Source organism: Pseudodonghicola flavimaris (assembly GCF_030164425.1).
Lineage (GTDB): Bacteria > Pseudomonadota > Alphaproteobacteria > Rhodobacterales > Rhodobacteraceae > Pseudodonghicola > Pseudodonghicola flavimaris.
The window spans coordinates 25,268-43,620 of record NZ_JASNJD010000026.1 but is presented as its reverse complement, the minus strand read 5'-3'; the positions used below and the strand labels follow the sequence as shown (position 1 = coordinate 43,620).

The following is an 18,353-nucleotide window of genomic DNA, read 5'->3' as shown; positions in this document are numbered from 1 at the left end:
TTCCCCGGGATATTCCCTATCATTTCGCCAAGATCCGGGGTTGTTTTGTGGCGCGAACCTGTTAAGTCCCCGCTCTCGGTTATGGGTCCCTATTGGTCGGAGGCGCACCCCTGATGCAAACCCCCTATTATCTGATCGACAAGGCGCGGCTGCTTCCCAACATGGAAAAGATCGCCTGGCTGCGGGAGCACTCCGGCGCCAAGGCTCTGTTGGCGCTGAAGTGCTTCGCCACCTGGTCGGTCTTCGACATGATGAGCGAATACATGGACGGCACCACGTCTTCCTCGCTCTTCGAGGTCAAGCTGGGGCGGGAGAAGTTCCCCGGCGAAACCCATGCCTATTCCGTGGCCTGGGCCGATCACGAGATCGGCGAGGTGTTGGCGAATTCCGACAAGGTGATCTTCAACACCGTCGGCCAGCTGACCCGGTTCGAGGAGCCCAGCCGTGGCCATATCCGCGGCCTGCGGGTCAACCCGGGCGTCTCGACCTCGGATTTCGACCTGGCCGATCCGGCGCGGCCGTTCTCGCGGCTGGGCGAGCATGATCCCAGGGATATCGAACCGGTGGCCGATCTGATCACCGGATTCATGTTCCACAACAACTGCGAAAATGCCGATTTCGACCGCTTCGACGCCATGTTGGGCTCGATCGAACAGCAGTTCGGCCATCTGATCCGGCGGATGGACTGGATCAGCCTCGGCGGCGGCATCCATTTCACTGGCGAGGGCTATCCGCTGGATCGGCTGGCAGACCGGCTGAAACGCTTTGCCGACCAGAACCAGGTGCAGGTCTATCTGGAGCCGGGCGAGGCGGCGATCACCAAGTCGACCACGCTGGAGGTGACGGTTCTGGACACGCTCTACAACGGCAAGAACCTGGCCATCGTCGACAGCTCGATCGAGGCGCATATGCTCGATTTGCTCATCTACCGCGAAAGTGCGAAGATGGAGGAAAGCGGCGATCAGGACTGGATGGTCTGCGGCAAATCCTGTCTGGCCGGTGATATCTTCGGCGAATTCCGCTTTCCGGCGGCGCTGAAGGCGGGCGACCGGCTGAGCATTCAGGATGCGGCCGGCTATACGATGGTCAAGAAGAACTGGTTCAACGGCGTCAAGATGCCGGCCATCGCCATTCGTGAACTGGACGGCAGCACCCGCTTGGTGCGCGATTTCACCTATGAGGATTTCACGGCCGCTTTGTCGTGAAACCTTGAAACTGAGGCTTTACCCCGAACTACAGGAACACGAAGGAGGTCCCTTGAGTTGAAACGAGACGTTCTCATCATCGGCGCTGGCGGCGTCGCTCAGGTCGTGGCGCATAAATGCGCGCAGAACAACGATGTGCTTGGCGATATCCACATCGCCAGCCGGACGCTTTCCAAATGTGAGGCGATCCTTGAGTCGGTCCGCGAAAAGGGCGCGATGAAGCAGGAGGGCGTCCTCAAGGCGCACCAGGTCAATGCGATGGACACCCAGGCGGTGGCCGATCTGATCCGGGAGACCGGCGCGCAGATCGTGATCAACGTCGGGTCCGCCTTCGTGAACATGTATGTGCTCGATGCCTGCATCGAGACCGGCGCGGCCTATATCGACACCGCCATTCACGAAGACCCGGCCAAAATCTGCGAAACCCCGCCGTGGTATGCCAACTATGAGTGGAAGAAGCGCGATCTCTGTGCCGAGAAGGGCGTGACCGCGATCCTCGGCGCCGGCTTCGATCCGGGTGTGGTCAATGCCTTCGCCCGCTTTGCCATCGACCAGATGGATGAGGTCAAGTCGATCGATATCGTCGATATCAACGCCGGCTCGCACGGCAAGTATTTCGCCACGAATTTCGATCCGGAGATCAACTTCCGCGAATTCACCGGCACCGTCTACTACTGGGAAGACCAGCAGTGGAAAGAGAAGAAGATGTTTGAATCGGGCCGCGACTGGGACCTGCCCGTCGTCGGCACCCAGCGCGCCTATCAGTCGGGCCATGACGAGGTGCACAGCCTCGCCACCAATTATCCGCAGGCCGATGTGCGGTTCTGGATGGGCTTCGGCGATCACTACATCAATGTCTTCACCGTGCTGCAATCGCTGGGCCTGCTGTCGGAGCAGCCGGTGAAAACCGCCGAGGGGCTCGAGGTCGTGCCGCTGAAGGTGGTCAAGGCCGTGCTGCCCGATCCCGCCAGCCTGGCGCCGGGCTATATCGGCAAGACCTGCATCGGCGATCTGGTCAAGGGCGTGAAGGACGGGGAGGAGGTCGAGCTCTTTGTCTACAACGTCGCCGATCACAAGGAAGCCTATGAGGAAGTGGGCAGCCAGGGCATTTCCTATACTGCCGGCGTGCCGCCGGTGGCTGCCGCGATGCTGGTGGCGAGCGGAGACTGGGATGCCAAGACGATGAAGAACGTCGAGGAACTGGACCCGAAACCCTTCTTCACCATCCTCGACCAGATCGGCCTGCCGACCCGGGTGAAGGATGCCAAGGGCGATCACCCCTGGAACGCCTGAGCCGGGGCTAGGGGCTGAGATGACGGAAAGGCGGGCCACGCGGGCCCGCCTTTTTCATGTTCAGCTGTCCGGTCCGCGCCCCGCGCGGGGGCGGGGCGGCGGCTCAGAAATCGAAATTGCCGGCGTCGTGCAGGTCTGAGACCTTGATGTCCTCCACCAGAATTTTCACGTTGGCGAAGCTGATCAGCACATCCGAGCCCTTGCGGGTGAAATCGAGGTCGGAGAGGTCCGACGCGCCCCGGTCGATCACGATGGTGTCGCGGCCCAGGTCGAAGTCGGTGATCCGGTCGCTGCCATCGCCGCGGGTGAACAGGAAGCTGTCGCGGCCGCCGCCACCGGTCATCACGTCGTTGCCCTTGCCGCCGATGAGCCGGTCATTGCCATTGCCGCCGAACAGCGTGTCGTAGCCGCCGGCGCCCTTGAGCAGGTCATTGCCGTTGCCGCCGTTCAGCATATCGTTGCCGCGCCCGCCATAGAGCTTGTCGGCGCCATCGTTGCCGAAGAGCCGGTCGGCCAGTTTGCCGCCGCTGATCCGGTCGTCGCCGTCCAGACCGAAGAGGATATCGCTCAGCGCGCTGGCATAGGTATCGCCCGTCATCACGTCGTTGCCGGTGCTGCCGGTGTCGACCGCGACGGTCTTGTTGCTGAACTCCAGCAGCTCGACATTCGTCAGCAGATCCCGCCCCATGGCGCCGTCCACCACCACGGCACGACCGGCGAGCCCGATGCTGGCGGGTGCATAGGGGGTGTCCAGCACGAAGGTATCGGTTCCGGTGCCGCCGTCGACCTCATCATCGCCGGTGCCCAGCCGCAGCCGGTCATCGCCCCCGAAGCTGGAATAGGTCTCGCCCTGGTTCCAATAGGAGGTGAGGGTGTCGTCGCCGCCGAAGACCTTCTGCGTCAGCGTCGCGACCGAGCCATAGACCAGATCGTCCATATCCAGACGGACGCCCGAAACCGTCACCAGCGGTGTGCTGTGATAGCTGACATCGACGCCGCTGACGGTGCCGCTCTGAAGCGTGCCGCCGCTATAGGCGAAGGTGCCGCTGATCCGGATGAAGAAGCCGTCGACGCTTCCGGTGATCAGGTTGGGCGACAGCGAAGGCGAGGAAAAGGAGTCGAAATCGATCTTCTCGAGGTCTTCGGCCGCCCAGGAATTCAGGCTGGAATAGAGGAGGATATTGGTCATGTCACGAGGTCGTCCTGGCTGTGAGCTGTGCATGGAACAGGCGCGGGCGGCGCCGGCTGGCACAGGCGACCAACATCTAAAGCGTGTATCGTGGGTGGTTCAAGCACGCGTGGCGGTATTTTGGGGCTGCCGTCGCGGCAGGGGCCGGGCGGCGGTTTTGCCCGCCTTGCGGCGGGTGGTCATTGGGCGAACTACAGCGGGCGGATTCTGCTTATGCGGCGGTGTGACGGCTTGTTCCCCACAACTGAACCAATTAGTTTGCACCGGAAACCGGGATCTAAGCAGAAACGGGACGATCATGGATCTTCGCGCCTACACCCGCCAGTACGCCAAGCAGGATAACCGTCTTGCGGCGCTCAGCTATTTCGGAACCTTCGCAGTTTATTTCGCATCGCTCTACGTGCTGATCGCCTATGCCAGCCTGTGGTATGTGATGATCCCCGCCGGGCTGGTGCATGCGCTGTGCGCTGTGCGTCTCTACGTGCTGCAGCACGATTGCGGCCATCATTCTCTGTTCAAGACCCGCCGTCAGAACGAACTGGCGGGCGAGGGGCTGTCGCCCTTCACCTTTTCGCCCTTCACGGTGATGAAGCAGAATCACAATGAGCATCACGCCGGGGTCGGCAATCTGGAGCATCGCGAGACCGGCGAGATCTATACCATGACGCTGCGGGAGTGGAACGAGGCCAGCTTTGGCCGGCGGCTGTTCTACCGGCTTTACCGCAACCCGTTCATCTTCATCCCGCTGGGTTCGGCCTTCACCTATTTCATCCGCTACCGCTGGCCGCGCAACACGGTGAAGTACGGTGTGCGCAGCGTGCTTCTGCACAATCTCGCGGTCTTCGCCTGGCTGGCGCTGATCTGGGCATTCGGCGGCTGGCAGGGGCTCGGGCTCTATCTGCTGTTCTCGGTGATCGGCGGCATGATCGGCGTGTTCCTCGTCTATCTGCAGCATAATTTCGAGGATACCTATTGGGACCGCCGGCCCGATCTGGATCCGCAACTGGCGGCGCTGCAGGGGTCTTCGGCGCTGGATTTCGGCTGGTTTTTCGATCTGGTGGTGGGCTGTATCAACCTGCATGACATCCACCATTTCAACGCCCGCATCCCCTCCTACCGGCTGCGCGCCTGCCACTATAACCTGCCGGAGGAATACGCGCCGCGGCGGATCAAGTTTCCCGAGGCGGTGGCTGCGCTGAACCTCAAGCTCTGGGATGAGGACGCCAAGCGGCTGGTGCCTTTTCCCAAACGGCGGCGCCGGTCCGAAACCGGCCAGACGGTAACCGGCTGAGCCGCCGGTTCGCGCAGCAGGAACCGATCGTTGCAGGGGGCGGGCCGTCAGGGCGCGCCTCTCTCTCGTTGAATTTGTATATTTTTTGTATATACATTTGGCGCACGACTGCGCTAGGGTATCGGCTCCTCCGGCGCCGACCGGGGGCAGTACCCCCGCAGGCGGACACCAGAAGGAGATCAGATGCGCCCTCTCACCGACATTCGTGGCATTGGACCGGCAAGGGTCCTTGCCCTGGCAGAACACGGATTTCGCAGCCTCAGCCAGTTGGCGGCGGCGCGGCCGGCCGATCTGACCGTGGTCAGCGGCATCGGTGCGGTGACGGCGGCGAGGATGATCGCCGAGGCGCAGGCGCTGCTGGACCAGCCGCCGGCCGGAGCTGAGGTAGCGCCGGCCCCGGCGCCGGAGGTTGTGGCCGAAACGCCCGCGGTTGCCGCGCCGAAACCGGTGCCGGTGCGGGCGGCAAAAGCCGCCGCCAAGGCGCCGCCGGTGCCCGATGCGCCGGTCACCCCCGCGCCGGTCGAAACCGCCGAGGAAGCCCGGGCGCGCAAGCGGGCCAAGGCGCGGCTGAAGGCCGCCAAGGCCGCCAGAAAGGCAGAGACGCTCTCCAAGGCCTTCGCCAAGGCGCAGAAGAAAGCCAAGAAGAAAGCCAAGAAGGCGAAGGAAAAGGACAAGGCCGCGAAGCTGAAGGCCAAGGCGAAGAAAGCCAGGAAGTCCGGGAAGAAGGCGGCCAGGGCCAAGGGCTGAACCCGGGGGCGCCGGAGGGAGCCCCCGGCGCCGGTTCCGCACCTGTCCTCAGGCGCGTGTCGTCGGCGCTGTCTGGCGGCGGCTCAGACCAGCTCGCCCACAGCGCTCAGCGTCAGCTTGCCGCCCAGATAGGGCGCCAGCACCTCGGGCAGGGTGACCGAGCCGTCTTCCTGCTGGCCGTTCTCCAGCACCGCGATCAGGCAGCGCCCGACCGCCAGGCCGGAGCCGTTCAGCGTATGAACGAATTCCGGCTTGCCACCCGCCTCGGGGCGGAACCGCGCGTTCATCCGCCGCGCCTGGAAATCGCCGCAGGTGGAGACGCTGGAAATCTCGCGATAGGTGTCCTGCCCGGGCAGCCAGGCCTCGATATCGAAGGTGCGCCGCGCGCCGAAGCCCATGTCGCCGGTGCAGAGCACGATGGTACGATAGGGGATGCCCAGCTTTTCCAGGATCCCCTCGGCGCAGCGCAGCATGCGCTTCTGCTCGTCGTCGCTCTCCTCGGGCCTGGTGATCGACACCATCTCGACCTTCTCGAACTGGTGCTGGCGCAGCATGCCGGAGGTGTCCTTGCCGGCCGATCCCGCCTCGGAGCGGAAGCAGAGCGTGTGCGAAGTCATCCGCCGGGGCAGGGCGGCCTCGTCGAGGATTTCGCCGGCGACCGTATTGGTCAGCGTCACCTCGGAGGTCGGGATCAGCCACAGCCCTTCCCGCATCAGATAGCTGTCCTCGCCGAATTTCGGCAACTGGCCGGTGCCATACATCGCCTCTTCGCGGACCAGCACCGGGGTGTTCATCTCGGTCAGGCCGTTTTCGTCGACATGGGTGTTCAGCATGAACTGCGCCAGCGCCCGGTGGATACGCGCCACCGCGCCCCTGAGCACGACGAAACGCGCGCCCGACAGTTTCGCGGCGGTCTCGAAATCCATGCCCGGGATCACGCCCGACAGCTCGTAATGCTCCTTCGGTTTGAAATCGAAGGTCTTCGGCGTGCCCCAGCGGTGCAGTTCGACATTGTCGGCCTCGTCTTCGCCATCGGGGATGTCGTCATAGGGCAAGTTGGGGATGCCGGCCAGCATCTCGGTCAGCTGGGTGTCCAGCTCCTTCGCCTCGGCCTGCATGGCGGCGACTTCGGATTTCTTGTCGGCCACCTCGGCGCGCAGCCGTTCGAATTCGGCGTCATCCCCCTTGGCCTTGGCGGCGCCGATGGCCTTGGCGGCCTTGTTCTGATCCGCCTGCGCGGTCTCGGCCGCCAGGATCTTGGCGCGCCGCGCCTCGTCCAGCGCCAGAAGCTCGGACGAGAGCGAGGAAACCCCACGCCGGGCAAGCGCGGCGTCGAAGGCGGCCGGGTTGTCGCGGATGGCACGGATGTCATGCATGGGGATGCTCCCTGAAACACTGTGAATCGTGGGGGCCTTATGCAACATGTCGCCCCCGAGGGGTAGGGGGCGCAGTGTCTATGGTGGTGTGTCCTGCGGGTCGTCCCAGGTCGAAGGGTCATCCGGGTCGAAGCCGATGGATTTCTGGAAGGCACGCCAGGCGGTTTCGAAGTCGTCGCCGATCAGTTTTTCTCTTGAGAAATGCGGCGGCCAATCCGGGTGATCCCGGGTGACGCCCCCGGGCAGGGTGACGGTGGCATCGCCGAAGACCTGGTCGATATGCGGGGTGATTTCTGGTATATTGGTAAAATCAACCTCACTGACAGCCGCACCTCGGAGAGTAGCGGCTGTCAGTGAGGTTGATGTGTCGAACTCCGCGCGCTCGAGGTACACCCCCTGCAACTCCGCGCTCCAGAGGTCCGCCCCCTGCAACTTCGCGCGCTCGAGGTTCGCCCCCTGCAACTCCGCGCGCTCGAGGTTCGCCCCCTGCAACTTCGCGCGCTCGAGGTACACCCCCTGCAACTCCGCGCGCTCGAGGTACACCCCCTGCAACTCCGCGCTCCAGAGGCCTGCCCCCTGCAACTTCGCGCCCCAGAGGTCCGCCCCCTGCAACTTCGCGCCCCAGAGGTCCGCCCCCTGCAACTCCGCGCGCCCGAGGTCCGCCCCCTGCAACTTCGCGCCCCAGAGGTCCGCCCCCTGCATGGACGCCTCAGCCAGAAGAATACCTCCGAAGTTAAAACCGTCATGACTCAGCAGCATCCCTTGCAGGTTGGCGCCGGTCAGGTCGATGGTTTTCGGATCAAAGGCACCATCGAAGGATTTTCGCAGGCGTCCCAGCGCCTGAACGGCGGTTTGCATGTCTGAGCGTTTGACGGTCAGCTGCCGCGCCCAGTCTTTGAGTTGGTCTGGTCTGGCATCTGGGGGGGCAGGCTCCGGTGGAACCTCCTTGGACAGTTCCCGGACATAAACGCTCAACATCCGCACGATCCGCGGGACTTCCGAGGGTTGCTCTTTCGCCAGCCCCTCAAGCCGGTCGATGGCGGCATTGCGGCGGACGATGTCGGGCTCCCAGATGTTCTGCTTTTCCGTTTCGTCCCACCGTTGCCGCATCGCGTGCAGATCGTCGCTGGCGGTGTTGATCTTGTCGTTGAAGAGGGATTCTGCGGCCGTATCGGTTTGCCGCGCGGTCATCCGCACCTTGATCAGCGTGAAGGGCAGGGCCACCACCGCCCCCAATGTCGCGGTCAGACCGGCGATGCGGGCGATGGAAAAGCCCCAGACCTTGGCGGTATCGCCGGGGATACCCATCCAGATCAGATCCCAGATCAGCCAGATCAGCCCCACCGTCAGGGTCAGGAACAGCGCGCCCCAAAACCCCAGGGCGATCAGGAACAGGCCGGAGTTCAGGCTGGTAAGCCCCAGCCGATCCTTCAACCGCTCCAACGGGGCGACATGGCTGGAGCCGGCGGGGATCATCGCCCCGAAGATCACCAGCGTCAGCAGGGCCATCCCGCCGATCCCGGTGATCGCCCAGAAGACATCGGGCGGGATCGGCAGGGTGGTGGTGGGCTGGTCGCTCATCTCGCGCTCCGGTTGTGGTGGGGCCATCATGGCGATGCGCCGCCCGTCGGCCAAGCCTTTCGTTGCGCCCGTCTCCCCGGTTCGTCGGTTCTCTGCCCGATCCGGGGCAGGGCGGGGCGCGCGCGGTGGGGTTGAAACCGCCATATTTCCCGCCGCCCGCCCGGCTTCACGGAAATGTCGTCGCGCCGGGCCGGGGCGGGCCCATTCGTTGCCTTGCATTGCCCCCCTTCCCGACATAGGTTCCCGGCAATCCGCGGGGGGGTCCCCGCCTTTTCCGGTTAGAAGGAACACCACATGCAAGGTGGCGCAATCGCCCAGTTTCTCCCGCTGATCCTGATCTTCGCGATCATGTACTTCCTGCTGATCCGTCCGCAGCAGAAGAAGGTCAAAGAACACCAGTCGATGGTCGAGGCGCTGCGCCGGGGCGATCAGGTCGTGACCCAGGGCGGGCTGATCGGCAAGGTGAGCAAGGTCAAGGAAGACGGTGAGCTTGAAGTCGAGATCGCCGAAGGGGTCAAGGTGCGCGTGGTCAAGTCGACCATCGCCCAGGTGCTGAACAAGACCGAACCGGCCAAGTAAACCAGACCGTCCAACCCTCTGAAAAGGCCGGGTCATGCTGCAATTTGAACTCTGGAAGCGGGTGTTGATCTGGGCCGTTTGTGCGGCCGGGATCATCCTGTCGCTGCCGAATGCCTTCTATAACCGGGTGGAGCAGGCCAACGATGCCCGCGCCGCCATCGAGAAATCGGGCGCCACGCCCGAGCGGGAGGCCCAGGCGGCGCGCTGGCCGTCCTATCTGCCCAGCGACCTGGTCAACCTCGGGCTGGACCTGAGAGGAGGCGCGCATCTGCTGGCAGAGGTGCGGGTGGCCGATGTCTACAAATCGCGGATGGAGGCGCTCTGGCCGGAAATCCGCGATGCGCTGCGCGCCGACCGCGCCAGCATCGGCACCATCCGCCTGCAGCCCTCGCCGGAGGCGGAACTGCGCATCCGCATCAGCCAGCCGGAGGGGATGGACACCGCCCTGAAGACCGTCCGTGCCCTGGCCCGGCCGATCCAGTCGCTGACCGGCGCCGGATCGACCGATATCGTGGTGTCGGGCAGCGGCGATATCATCACCGTCACCCTGTCGGAGGCCGAGAAGCTGGCCACCGACGACCGCACCGTGCGCCAGGCGCTGGAGATCGTGCGCCGCCGCATCGACGAGGTCGGCACCCGCGAACCGACGATCCAGCGTCAGGGCGCCAACCGCATCCTGATCCAGGTGCCGGGCATCGGCAGCGCCGCCGAGCTGAAATCGATCATCGGCACCACCGCGCAGCTGACCTTCAACCCGGTGGTCGGCCGGGGCTCCGACCCCGATGCCAATCCCGGTGTCGGCAACAAGCTGCTGCCGGCGCTGAACGAGACCGGGACCTATTATACCGTCGAGGCCGCCCCTGTGGTCACCGGCGAGGAGCTGGTCGACGCCCAGCCCAGCTTCGACCAGAACGGCCGGCCGGCGGTGAGCTTCCGCTTCAACACCTCCGGTGCGCGCAAGTTCGGCGATTATACCCGCGACAATATCGGCAGCCCCTTCGCCATCGTGCTGGATGACGAGGTGATCAGCGCGCCGGTGATCCAGGCGCATATCGCCGGCGGCTCCGGCATCATCACCGGCAATTTCACCGTCGAGGAAAGCACCAATCTGGCGGTGCTGCTGCGTGCGGGCGCGCTGCCCGCCGGGCTGGATTTCCTCGAGGAACGGACCATCGGTCCGGAACTGGGGCAGGACAGCATCGATGCCGGCAAGATCGCCACCGGCGTGGCCTTTGCCGGGGTGCTGATCTTCATGGCTCTGGCTTATGGGCTCTTCGGGCTGTTCGCCAATGTGGCGCTGATCCTCAACATCGCGCTGATGTTCGGCCTGCTGTCGCTGATCGGGGCGACGCTGACGCTGCCGGGGATCGCCGGCATCGTGCTGACGGTCGGCATGGCGGTCGATGCCAACGTGCTGATCTTCGAACGTATCCGCGAGGAGCTGAAGACCGCCAAGGGCCCGAGCCGTGCCATCGAACTGGGCTATGAAAAGGCGCTGAGCGCCATTCTCGACGCCAATATTACCACCTTCATCACCGCCGTGATCCTCTTTGCGATCGGCTCCGGGCCGGTGCGTGGCTTCGCCATCACCCTCGGCCTCGGTCTGATCACCTCGGTCTTCACGGCGATCTATGTGACCCGGCTGCTGATCGTGATGTGGTACGACCGCCGCCGCCCGAAAACGATCGAGGTCTGAGATGCGACTGCGACTGGTTCCCGAACATACCTCCTTCGATTTCTTCAAGCACTGGAAGCTCTGGCTGGGCTTCTCCGGCATGATGATGGTGGTGGCCTTCATCTCCTTCCTGATGCAGGGGCTGAATTACGGCATCGACTTTCGCGGCGGCACCACGATCCGCACCGAAAGCGCCACCAACCTCGATGTCGGCGTCTATCGCGATGCGCTGACGCCGCTGGGGCTGGGCGATGTGGTGATTTCCGAGGTCTTCGATCCCGGCTTTCGCGCCGACCAGCATGTGGCGATGATCCGCATCCAGGCGCAGGACGATCAGGAGGCGGTTTCGGCCGAGATGATCGATCAGGTCGAGGGCGCGCTGAAGACCGTGGTGCCGGACATCAAGTTCGTTTCGGTCGAATCGGTCGGCCCGAAGGTCTCGGGCGAGCTGATCCAGACCGCGGTTCTGGCGGTGGTGCTGGCGATCGGGGCGGTGCTGGTCTACATCTGGCTGCGTTTCGAATGGCAGTTCGCCCTGGGTGCGGTGGTGGCGCTGATCCACGACGTGCTGCTGACCATCGGCATCTTCTCTGAACTGCAGATCAAGTTCGACCTCGCGATCATCGCGGCGCTTCTGACCATCGTCGGCTATTCGCTGAACGATACCGTGGTCGTCTTCGACCGGGTGCGGGAGAACCTGCGCAAATACAAGCAGAAGCCGCTGGCCGAGGTGCTGAACCTGTCGATCAACGAAACGCTGAGCCGGACGCTGATGACCTCGATGACCACGCTGCTGGCGCTGATCTCGTTGCTGGTTCTGGGCGGCGACGTGATCCGCGGCTTCGTCTTCGCGATGACCTGGGGCGTGATCGTCGGCACCTATTCGTCGATCTTCGTCGCCTCGGCGATCCTGCTGTTCCTGGGCGTCAAGCGCGACTGGTCCAAGCCCGACCCCAAGAAGACCGGCAATCAGTTCGCCAACATCGATGCCTGAGGCGCTGAGCCAGGCGCTGGCGACGCCGGGTCTGGTCTGGCTGGCGCTGGCGGCCTTCGTCGCCGGCACCGTGCGCGGCTTCGCCGGTTTCGGCACCGCACTGGTCTTCATGCCGGTGGCGGCGCTGGTGCTGCCGCCGGTCTGGGCCATCATCACCGTGGCGCTGATGGATGCCTTCGGGCCGATGCCGAACCTGCCCGGTGCGCTGCGCCAGGCCGACCGGCGTGATCTGCTGCGGATGAGCCTGGCGGCGTTGCTGGGCCTGCCGCTGGGGCTCTGGGTGCTGGGGGTGGTGGCGCCCGAGGTGTTCCGTTTCGGCGTCTCCTTCCTGGCGCTGGGGATGCTGCTCTGCCTGATTGCCGGGGTCCGCTATCATGGCCGCTTCGGCCCCGGGCTGATCTTCGGCACCGGCGGGCTGTCGGGGTTTCTGGGCGGCGCCGCCGGGCTGCCCGGGCCGCCGGTTATCCTGCTCTATATGGCCAGCCCGCATCCGGCGCCGGTTGTGCGCGCCTCGACCCTGACTTATCTGTTTCTCTACAATATCCTGCTTCTGGCGCTACTGGGCTGGCAGGGAATGCTGAACGGCGTGCCGATCTGGTTGGGGCTGATGCTGGCGCTGCCGAATGTGGCGGGCAATGTGCTGGGGGGCGTCATCTTCCGCCCGGGGCTGGAGAAAGCCTATCGCGCCGCCGCCTATACGGTGATCGCCGGTGCCGCGGTGACCGGGCTGCCGGTCTGGGGCTGAAGGGCGGCAACCGCGCGGACGGGACCGGCGCAGGACTGGGGACAAGAGATGCGAGTAACTGAAGTCGAATTCACCGATGCTGAACCGATCGAGGGCTATGGCCCGGGGTTTTTCCGCATCGGTGGCAAGATCCGCCAGGGCGCGGTGCTGACCGGCCCGGCCGGAACCGCGACCTGGGGCGGATATGACGACCGGGCGCCGCTGATGGCGCTGGCGGGGCAGGTAGACGTGCTGTTCGTCGGCACCGGGGCGGAGATCGCCCATATCCCCGCCGATCTGCGCGCGCTGCTGGAAGAGGCCGGGCTCGGCGTCGAAACCATGGCCTCTCCCGCCGCCTGCCGCACCTATAACGTGCTGCTCTCCGAAGGCCGCCGGGTGGCGCTGGCGATGCTGCCGGTCTGACCCGGCCCACGCTGGGCTGCACTGGCCCCATTGGCACGGGCCGCGCCTCCTCTGCACGGGCTGAGACGGAATGCGCCTTTCTCGGTGCCCCGCAATCGGGTAAGCGGGAGAGGATGGAAATGCGTGTAACCGATCTGACTGTGGCCCGGGGCGGGCTGCCGGTGCTCTGCGGGCTCAGCTTTGTGCTGGAGCCGGGGCAGGCGCTGATCCTGCGTGGCCCCAACGGCATCGGCAAGACCACGCTGCTGCGCACCCTGGCCGGGCTGCAGTCGCCGCATTCGGGCCGGATCGAGGGGGCGGAGGACCGGATCGCCTATGCCGCCCATGCCGATGGGATCAAGCCGACACTCAGCGTGCGTGAAAATCTCACCTTCTGGGCCCGGGTCTTCGGTGCCTCTGGCATTGTCGAGGCCATCGAGGCCTTCGATCTGGCGACCCTGGCAGAGCGTCCCGCCGGCAGCCTGTCGGCCGGGCAGAAACGCCGGCTGGGGTTGGCGCGGCTGCTGGTCACCGGCCGGCCGGTCTGGGTGCTGGACGAGCCGACGGTATCGCTCGATACCCGGGCGGTGGAGATGTTCGCCGCCGCCGTGCGCGCGCATCTGGCCTGGGGCGGCAGCGCGCTGATCGCCACTCATATCGACCTCGGGCTTGAGGCACAGGTGCTGGATGTCACCCGGTTCCGCGCGGTTTTGCCCGCGGCCGGCGACGATTTCGACGAGGCCTTTTTGTGATTGCCCTGCTGATCCGCGACCTGCGGCTGGCGATGCGCGCCGGCGGGGGCTTCGGCCTGGGGCTGGCGTTCTTCCTGATCGTCACGGTGCTGGTGCCCTTCGGCGTCGGGCCGCAATCGGCGCTGCTGGCGACCATCGCGCCGGGCATCCTCTGGCTCGGGGCACTCCTGGCCTGCCTGCTGTCGCTCGACCGGGTCTTCGCGCTGGACTGGGAGGACGGCTCGCTCGATCTTCTGGCCACTGCGCCGCTGCCGCTGGAGGCGGCGGTGACGGTCAAGGCGCTGGCGCATTGGCTTACCACCGGCCTGCCCTTGGTGCTGGCGGCGCCGCTGCTGGGGGTGCTGCTGAACCTGCCGGCGCCGGGCTATGGCTGGCTGGTGATATCGCTGGCGCTGGGGACGCCGGCGCTCTCGGTGCTGGGCACCTTCGGCGCGGCGCTGACCGTGGGGCTGAAGCGCGGCGGGCTGCTGCTGTCGCTGCTGGTGCTGCCGCTCTATGTGCCGACGCTGATCTTCGGTGCCGAGGTCGCCCGTCGCGGCGCCACCGGGATGGAGGCGACGACGCCGCTGCTGCTGCTGGCCGGGATCAGCGCCGGGGCGATCGCGCTGCTGCCCTTTGCCAGCGCAGCGGTACTGCGGGTGAACCTGCGTTGAATGTGTTGTGAATTGAGAAGGCCCGGAGGAGGGGCTAGAGAGGCAGCATGTCGAGTTCGGAAAAAATGAACGCCCTGTGGTCCTATGCCAATCCCAGGAAATTCCTGGCGGTGACCGAGCGGCTGATGCCCTGGCTGTGGATCCTGTCGGGCGCCTGCCTGGTGATCGGTCTGGTCTGGGGATTCTTCTTCACGCCCGACGATTACCGTCAGGGATCGACGGTGAAGATCATCTATCTGCATGTGCCCTCGGCGCTGATGGCGATCAATGGCTGGCTGATGATGCTGGTGATGTCGCTGATCTGGCTGATCCGGCGCCATCATGTCAGCGCGCTGGCCGCCCGTGCTGCGGCGCCGGTGGGGGCGGTGATGACGGTGATCGCGCTGGTCACCGGTGCCATCTGGGGCCAGCCGATGTGGGGCACCTGGTGGGCCTGGGACCCGCGGCTGACCTCTTTCCTGATCCTGTTCCTGTTCTACCTCGGCTATATGGCGCTGTGGTCGGCGATCGAGGATCCCGATACCGCGGCGGATCTGACCTCGGTGCTCTGCCTCGTGGGCTCGGTCTTCGCGCTGCTGAGCCGCTATGCGGTGAACTTCTGGAACCAGGGGCTGCACCAGGGCGCCTCGCTCAGCATGGACAAGAAGGAAAACGTCGCCGACGTCTTCTATATCCCGCTACTGGTCTGTATCGCGGGCTTCGTGTTGCTGTTCATCGCGCTGGTGTTCTATCGCACCGGCACCGAAATCCGCGCCCGCCGTATCCGGGCGCTGCAGGCGAGAGAGAGGGCAGGGGCATGATGCCGGATCTGGGAAAATACGCCGATACCGTGCTGTCGGCCTATGCGGCGTCGATCCTGCTGCTGATCGGGCTGGTCGGGATCAGCCTGTGGCGCGGCCGCCGGGTGCGCGCCGAGATGGAAGAGACCGAACAGAGGATGCGCCGCAAGAATGGCTAAGATCACCCCCCTGATGATCATCCCGCCGGTGATCTTCGCTGGCTTCGTCGCGCTGGCCGCGATCGGCATGTTCCGCGAGGATCCCGAGGCGCTGCCCTCCGCCCGTCAGGGCCAGCCGGCGCCGCCTGTGGTGCTGGCGGCGTTTCCCGGCCGTGACGGCTTCGACGATGCCGCCCTGCGCGACGGCAAGGTCAAGCTGGTGAACTTCTGGGCCAGCTGGTGCGCCCCCTGCCGGGTCGAACACCCCAATCTCGAGGCGCTGGCCGAAGAGGGCATCACGCTCTACGGCGTCAATTACAAAGACGAGACCGCCAATGCGGTGAAGTTCCTGGCCGAACTCGGCGATCCCTATTCCGCTCTGGGCCGGGACGCGGCCGGCAAGATGGCGCTCGACTGGGGCGTCTACGGCGTGCCGGAGACCTATGTGATCGACGGCGAGGGCACCATCCTGATGCGCTTCGCCGGGCCGGTCACCCAGCGGGTGATCACGGAGAAACTGCGCCCGCTGCTGCAGCAGGCGGCGAAGGGCCAATAGCCGCGGGGCCGGCGGTTACAGCCGATAGCCGCCGGAGACGGTGAGCACCTCGCCGGTGATGAAATCCGCCGCCTCGGAGACGAGAAACCGCACCGCGCCGGCGATATCCTCGGGCCGGCCGATACGGCCGAGCGCGGTGTCCTCGACAAACCGGGCGGTGAGCGCCGCGTCGCGCGGCGCCTCCGGCGTGTTGATGGCACCGGGCGCCACCGCGTTGACTCGGATGCCGGCCGGTCCCAGTTCCTTCGCCATGCCGCGGGTCCAGAGGTTCAGCGCCGCCTTGCTGGCGCCGTAGAGCACCGCATCGCGCGGCGGCAACACCGCGTTGATCGAGGAGATGCTGACGATGGCCGCGCCCGGACGCAGATGCGGCAGTGCCGCCGCGAGCAGCGCCGCCGGCGCCAGCAGGTTGACGTCGAGCAGCGCCTGCTGCGCAGCGCGGTCCACCTGGGTCTTCGGCGTCTGGGCGATGATCCCGGCATTGTTGACGATCACGTCCAGCCGGCCGAACCGGGCAAGGGTCTTCGCCACCACCCGCTCCGCCGCACCCTCCTGCGCCAGATCGGCCTGCAGGGCGAGCGTGTCCGGTGCGGCGATCCGCTCTGCCGCCGGCGTTGCGCGGTGCCAGGTCAGGGCCACCGCATGATCCGTCGCCAGCTCCGCGACGATGGCGCGGCCGATCCCCTTCGCCCCGCCGGTGACCAGGGCCACTTTCCGCATGCCGTCTCTCCCGCGCGCTGTCTGTCGCGCGATCGTTTCGGTTCGGCGCGCAAGGGTCAAGGGCCTCTCGCACGACGGGCGGGGACCGGGGGCTGTCTGCCCCCTCTTGGGCTTTTGGCCCAATTCACCCCCGAGAGTATTTCCGCAGAGAAGAAGACCGGAGAGAAGAAGAGCAGAGAGAAAAAGACTGGGCACTGCGATATGTCTTCTCTACCTAAATACTCCCGCCGGAGGCGTGCCGGGATCACTCTCGCGGCGGGGGTGCCGGGTTCCGGCCGCGGCGCAGCCGGGCGACGTAATCGCGCAGCAACGGCACCCGGTGGGGACGGAAGCTGTCGCCGGTGCGCTGCACCGCGAGGATCGAGGTGACCTTGAACTGGCGAAAATCCCGGCGCAGGCAGCACCAGCCCAGCAGCATCACCGCATTGTCGAGATAGGCCAGGGCCAGCGGATGGACGCGGCGGTTGGTCACCGCGCCGGCGTTGTCGCGATAGCGGATCTCCAGGGCCTCCTCGGCCCAGCTGGCCTCACGCAGGAGGGTAATGTCGATGGCCGGGGCGGCGGGCTGGGCGAAACGGTGGACCAGATTGATCGCCTGCACCGCCTGGCGCTGCTGGCGTTCGGGCAGGGTGGCGGTGATCTTGGTCAGCGCATCGGCCGCGGCTGCCGCCAATGGCGCATCGCCGCGCGCCTGCACGTCGGAGAGGCCGAGGACCAGCGCCTCGATCTCCAGCTGGGTGAAGGTCTGCGGCGGCAGCGCCGGGTCCTCGGTCATGGTATAGCCGAGACCGGCCGCGCCCTCGATCCGGGCGCCGGCGGCGCGCAGCGTCTCGATATCGCGGTAGATGGTCCGGTCGGAGACCTCCATCGCGGCGGCCAGCCGTGCGGCGGTGACCGGCGGCGTCAGGCCCCGGATCAGGTGCAGCAGGCGAAACAGGCGGTCGGTCTTGGCCATGGCGGTGATATGCCCGGAGTCTCATGACGGAAACTGTCAGGAGGAGGGTGGCATATCCGGCGCATAGAAACCAGTTACGGAGGGCATGCCGATGCCAATCCTCTACCATTCCCCATTGACCCGGTCGACGCGGGTGATCACCCAGCTGATGATGATGGACCGGCTCGACGCCGTCGAAGTGCGTCTTGTGTCGGTCCCGCGGCGCGACGGCTCGGGGCATCGCGATCCGGCCAATCCGCATCCTGAGGGCAAGGTGCCGCTGCTGATCGGCGACGATGGCGCGGCGATCCGGGAATCCAACGCCGTGATGCTCTATCTGGACGAGTATTTTGGCCATCCCCTCGGCATCGCGCCGGGGCGGCCGGGGCGCGGCACCTTCCTGTCCTGGATGTGCTACTACGGCGGTGTGGTGGAACCGGCGCTGGCGCTGGCCATCGCCGGGGTGAGCCATCCGGCGCTGACGTCGACATTCCGCGGCATGCCGGAGGTCGAAGCCCAGATCGCGGCGGGGCTGGGGCAGGCGCCCTTCCTGATGGGGGCGCGGTTCACCGTGGCCGATCTGATCATGGCCTCGGCCTTCCAATGGGCGGCCAGTACCTTCACGCTGCAGAGCCCGGTGGTGCGTGACTGGGTGGCGCGGGTGACGGAGCGGGTCGGGGGCGTTCCGGTCAACGATTACGAGCAAAAGGCGCAGGCCAGGTTGGCGGCTGCGGGCTGAGCCCGC

20 protein-coding genes are annotated in these 18,353 nt (G+C 65.7%); 15 read left to right on the top strand and 5 right to left on the bottom strand.

From position 1 onward, the window contains the following. Positions 1 to 113 precede the first annotated feature (113 nt). Together QO033_RS22780 and QO033_RS22775 are read left to right on the top strand one after the other, a co-directional pair. A complete protein-coding gene (locus tag QO033_RS22780; protein ID WP_284483164.1) occupies positions 114 to 1,205 on the top strand; it encodes a carboxynorspermidine decarboxylase in 1,092 nt (363 codons plus the stop codon). A 57-nt stretch (positions 1,206 to 1,262) separates the two neighbouring features. Next, on the top strand, positions 1,263 to 2,498 hold the full coding sequence (locus QO033_RS22775; RefSeq protein ID WP_284483163.1) for a saccharopine dehydrogenase family protein: 1,236 nt from the start codon (positions 1,263 to 1,265) through the stop codon (positions 2,496 to 2,498). 103 nt (positions 2,499 to 2,601) lie between these two features. On the opposite strand, the gene QO033_RS22770 is transcribed toward QO033_RS22775, so the two are convergent. Then, positions 2,602 to 3,687 (bottom strand): calcium-binding protein, encoded by a 1,086-nt coding sequence (locus tag QO033_RS22770; protein WP_284483162.1) that lies wholly within the window; start codon positions 3,685 to 3,687, stop codon positions 2,602 to 2,604. A 298-nt stretch (positions 3,688 to 3,985) separates the two neighbouring features. Between QO033_RS22770 and QO033_RS22765 the strand changes: the two genes are divergently transcribed. Continuing rightward, positions 3,986 to 4,978 (top strand): fatty acid desaturase, encoded by a 993-nt coding sequence (locus QO033_RS22765; RefSeq protein ID WP_284483161.1) that lies wholly within the window; start codon positions 3,986 to 3,988, stop codon positions 4,976 to 4,978. Positions 4,979 to 5,161: 183 nt separating this feature from the next. Beyond that, positions 5,162 to 5,725: a helix-hairpin-helix domain-containing protein gene (locus QO033_RS22760; protein ID WP_284483160.1), complete on the top strand. Its 564-nt coding sequence runs from the start codon at positions 5,162 to 5,164 to the stop codon at positions 5,723 to 5,725. Positions 5,726 to 5,808: 83 nt separating this feature from the next. Here QO033_RS22760 and serS read toward each other — a convergent pair whose 3' ends face one another. Beyond that, positions 5,809 to 7,101: a serine--tRNA ligase gene (gene serS / locus QO033_RS22755; RefSeq protein WP_284483159.1), complete on the bottom strand. Its 1,293-nt coding sequence runs from the start codon at positions 7,099 to 7,101 to the stop codon at positions 5,809 to 5,811. A gap of 78 nt (positions 7,102 to 7,179) precedes the next feature. After that, complete coding sequence (locus tag QO033_RS22750) at positions 7,180 to 8,682, bottom strand: pentapeptide repeat-containing protein (protein WP_284483158.1); 1,503 nt, start codon at positions 8,680 to 8,682, stop codon at positions 7,180 to 7,182. A 294-nt stretch (positions 8,683 to 8,976) separates the two neighbouring features. Between QO033_RS22750 and yajC the strand changes: the two genes are divergently transcribed. The 10 genes from yajC (at position 8,977) to QO033_RS22700 (ending at position 15,954) form a co-directional block, all read left to right on the top strand. Continuing rightward, a complete protein-coding gene (yajC, locus tag QO033_RS22745) occupies positions 8,977 to 9,261 on the top strand; it encodes a preprotein translocase subunit YajC (protein WP_284483157.1) in 285 nt (94 codons plus the stop codon). Positions 9,262 to 9,295: 34 nt separating this feature from the next. Further along, positions 9,296 to 10,957: a protein translocase subunit SecD gene (gene secD, locus QO033_RS22740; protein WP_284483156.1), complete on the top strand. Its 1,662-nt coding sequence runs from the start codon at positions 9,296 to 9,298 to the stop codon at positions 10,955 to 10,957. Between the two features lies 1 nt (position 10,958). Continuing rightward, on the top strand, positions 10,959 to 11,930 hold the full coding sequence (gene secF / locus QO033_RS22735) for a protein translocase subunit SecF (protein ID WP_284483155.1): 972 nt from the start codon (positions 10,959 to 10,961) through the stop codon (positions 11,928 to 11,930). After that, positions 11,923 to 12,675 (top strand): sulfite exporter TauE/SafE family protein, encoded by a 753-nt coding sequence (locus QO033_RS22730; RefSeq protein WP_284483154.1) that lies wholly within the window; start codon positions 11,923 to 11,925, stop codon positions 12,673 to 12,675. Before secF ends, QO033_RS22730 begins: the two co-directional genes overlap by 8 nt. Before the next feature lie 48 nt (positions 12,676 to 12,723). Further along, the gene (locus QO033_RS22725; protein WP_284483153.1) at positions 12,724 to 13,077 is read left to right on the top strand and encodes an Mth938-like domain-containing protein; all 354 of its coding nucleotides are present in this window, start codon (positions 12,724 to 12,726) and stop codon (positions 13,075 to 13,077) included. A gap of 113 nt (positions 13,078 to 13,190) precedes the next feature. Beyond that, a complete protein-coding gene (gene ccmA, locus QO033_RS22720) occupies positions 13,191 to 13,808 on the top strand; it encodes a heme ABC exporter ATP-binding protein CcmA (RefSeq protein ID WP_284483152.1) in 618 nt (205 codons plus the stop codon). Next, complete coding sequence (gene ccmB, locus QO033_RS22715; protein WP_284483151.1) at positions 13,805 to 14,461, top strand: heme exporter protein CcmB; 657 nt, start codon at positions 13,805 to 13,807, stop codon at positions 14,459 to 14,461. Before ccmA ends, ccmB begins: the two co-directional genes overlap by 4 nt. Positions 14,462 to 14,508: 47 nt before the next feature. After that, entirely contained in the window at positions 14,509 to 15,261 is a 753-nt protein-coding gene (locus tag QO033_RS22710) for a heme ABC transporter permease (RefSeq protein ID WP_284483150.1), read from the top strand. Beyond that, a complete protein-coding gene (ccmD, locus tag QO033_RS22705; protein ID WP_284483149.1) occupies positions 15,258 to 15,419 on the top strand; it encodes a heme exporter protein CcmD in 162 nt (53 codons plus the stop codon). Before QO033_RS22710 ends, ccmD begins: the two co-directional genes overlap by 4 nt. After that, positions 15,412 to 15,954, top strand: coding sequence for a DsbE family thiol:disulfide interchange protein (locus QO033_RS22700; protein ID WP_284483148.1), 543 nt, complete (start codon positions 15,412 to 15,414; stop codon positions 15,952 to 15,954). The genes ccmD and QO033_RS22700 overlap by 8 nt, the downstream gene beginning before the upstream one ends. A 15-nt stretch (positions 15,955 to 15,969) precedes the next feature. Here the strand turns inward: QO033_RS22700 and QO033_RS22695 are convergent, their stop codons facing one another. Together QO033_RS22695 and QO033_RS22690 are read right to left on the bottom strand one after the other, a co-directional pair. After that, positions 15,970 to 16,674 carry an SDR family NAD(P)-dependent oxidoreductase gene (locus tag QO033_RS22695; protein WP_284483147.1) on the bottom strand — a complete coding sequence of 235 codons (705 nt, stop codon included), beginning with the start codon at positions 16,672 to 16,674 and terminating at the stop codon, positions 15,970 to 15,972. Positions 16,675 to 16,918: 244 nt separating this feature from the next. Then, on the bottom strand, positions 16,919 to 17,629 hold the full coding sequence (locus tag QO033_RS22690; RefSeq protein WP_284483146.1) for a helix-turn-helix transcriptional regulator: 711 nt from the start codon (positions 17,627 to 17,629) through the stop codon (positions 16,919 to 16,921). 91 nt (positions 17,630 to 17,720) lie between these two features. On the opposite strand from QO033_RS22690, the gene QO033_RS22685 reads away from it, so the two are divergent. Next, positions 17,721 to 18,347: a glutathione S-transferase family protein gene (locus QO033_RS22685; RefSeq protein ID WP_284483145.1), complete on the top strand. Its 627-nt coding sequence runs from the start codon at positions 17,721 to 17,723 to the stop codon at positions 18,345 to 18,347. Positions 18,348 to 18,353 lie beyond the last annotated feature (6 nt).

Bases quoted from the DNA above. Each gene is read 5' to 3' on its own strand.
- QO033_RS22770 (WP_284483162.1), bottom strand. From the start codon at position 3,687: ATGACCAATATCCTCCTCTATTCCAGCCTGAATTCCTGGGCGGCCGAA.
- ccmD (WP_284483149.1), top strand. From the start codon at position 15,258: ATGATGCCGGATCTGGGAAAATACGCCGATACCGTGCTGTCGGCCTAT.
- QO033_RS22690 (WP_284483146.1), bottom strand. From the start codon at position 17,629: ATGGCCAAGACCGACCGCCTGTTTCGCCTGCTGCACCTGATCCGGGGC.
- secF (WP_284483155.1), top strand. From the start codon at position 10,959: ATGCGACTGCGACTGGTTCCCGAACATACCTCCTTCGATTTCTTCAAG.
- QO033_RS22695 (WP_284483147.1), bottom strand. From the start codon at position 16,674: ATGCGGAAAGTGGCCCTGGTCACCGGCGGGGCGAAGGGGATCGGCCGC.
- QO033_RS22760 (WP_284483160.1), top strand. From the start codon at position 5,162: ATGCGCCCTCTCACCGACATTCGTGGCATTGGACCGGCAAGGGTCCTT.
- QO033_RS22685 (WP_284483145.1), top strand. From the start codon at position 17,721: ATGCCAATCCTCTACCATTCCCCATTGACCCGGTCGACGCGGGTGATC.
- QO033_RS22710 (WP_284483150.1), top strand. From the start codon at position 14,509: ATGTCGAGTTCGGAAAAAATGAACGCCCTGTGGTCCTATGCCAATCCC.
- ccmA (WP_284483152.1), top strand. From the start codon at position 13,191: ATGGAAATGCGTGTAACCGATCTGACTGTGGCCCGGGGCGGGCTGCCG.
- QO033_RS22750 (WP_284483158.1), bottom strand. From the start codon at position 8,682: ATGAGCGACCAGCCCACCACCACCCTGCCGATCCCGCCCGATGTCTTC.
- secD (WP_284483156.1), top strand. From the start codon at position 9,296: ATGCTGCAATTTGAACTCTGGAAGCGGGTGTTGATCTGGGCCGTTTGT.
- QO033_RS22725 (WP_284483153.1), top strand. From the start codon at position 12,724: ATGCGAGTAACTGAAGTCGAATTCACCGATGCTGAACCGATCGAGGGC.
- QO033_RS22700 (WP_284483148.1), top strand. From the start codon at position 15,412: ATGGCTAAGATCACCCCCCTGATGATCATCCCGCCGGTGATCTTCGCT.
- serS (WP_284483159.1), bottom strand. From the start codon at position 7,101: ATGCATGACATCCGTGCCATCCGCGACAACCCGGCCGCCTTCGACGCC.
- yajC (WP_284483157.1), top strand. From the start codon at position 8,977: ATGCAAGGTGGCGCAATCGCCCAGTTTCTCCCGCTGATCCTGATCTTC.
- QO033_RS22730 (WP_284483154.1), top strand. From the start codon at position 11,923: ATGCCTGAGGCGCTGAGCCAGGCGCTGGCGACGCCGGGTCTGGTCTGG.
- QO033_RS22780 (WP_284483164.1), top strand. From the start codon at position 114: ATGCAAACCCCCTATTATCTGATCGACAAGGCGCGGCTGCTTCCCAAC.
- QO033_RS22765 (WP_284483161.1), top strand. From the start codon at position 3,986: ATGGATCTTCGCGCCTACACCCGCCAGTACGCCAAGCAGGATAACCGT.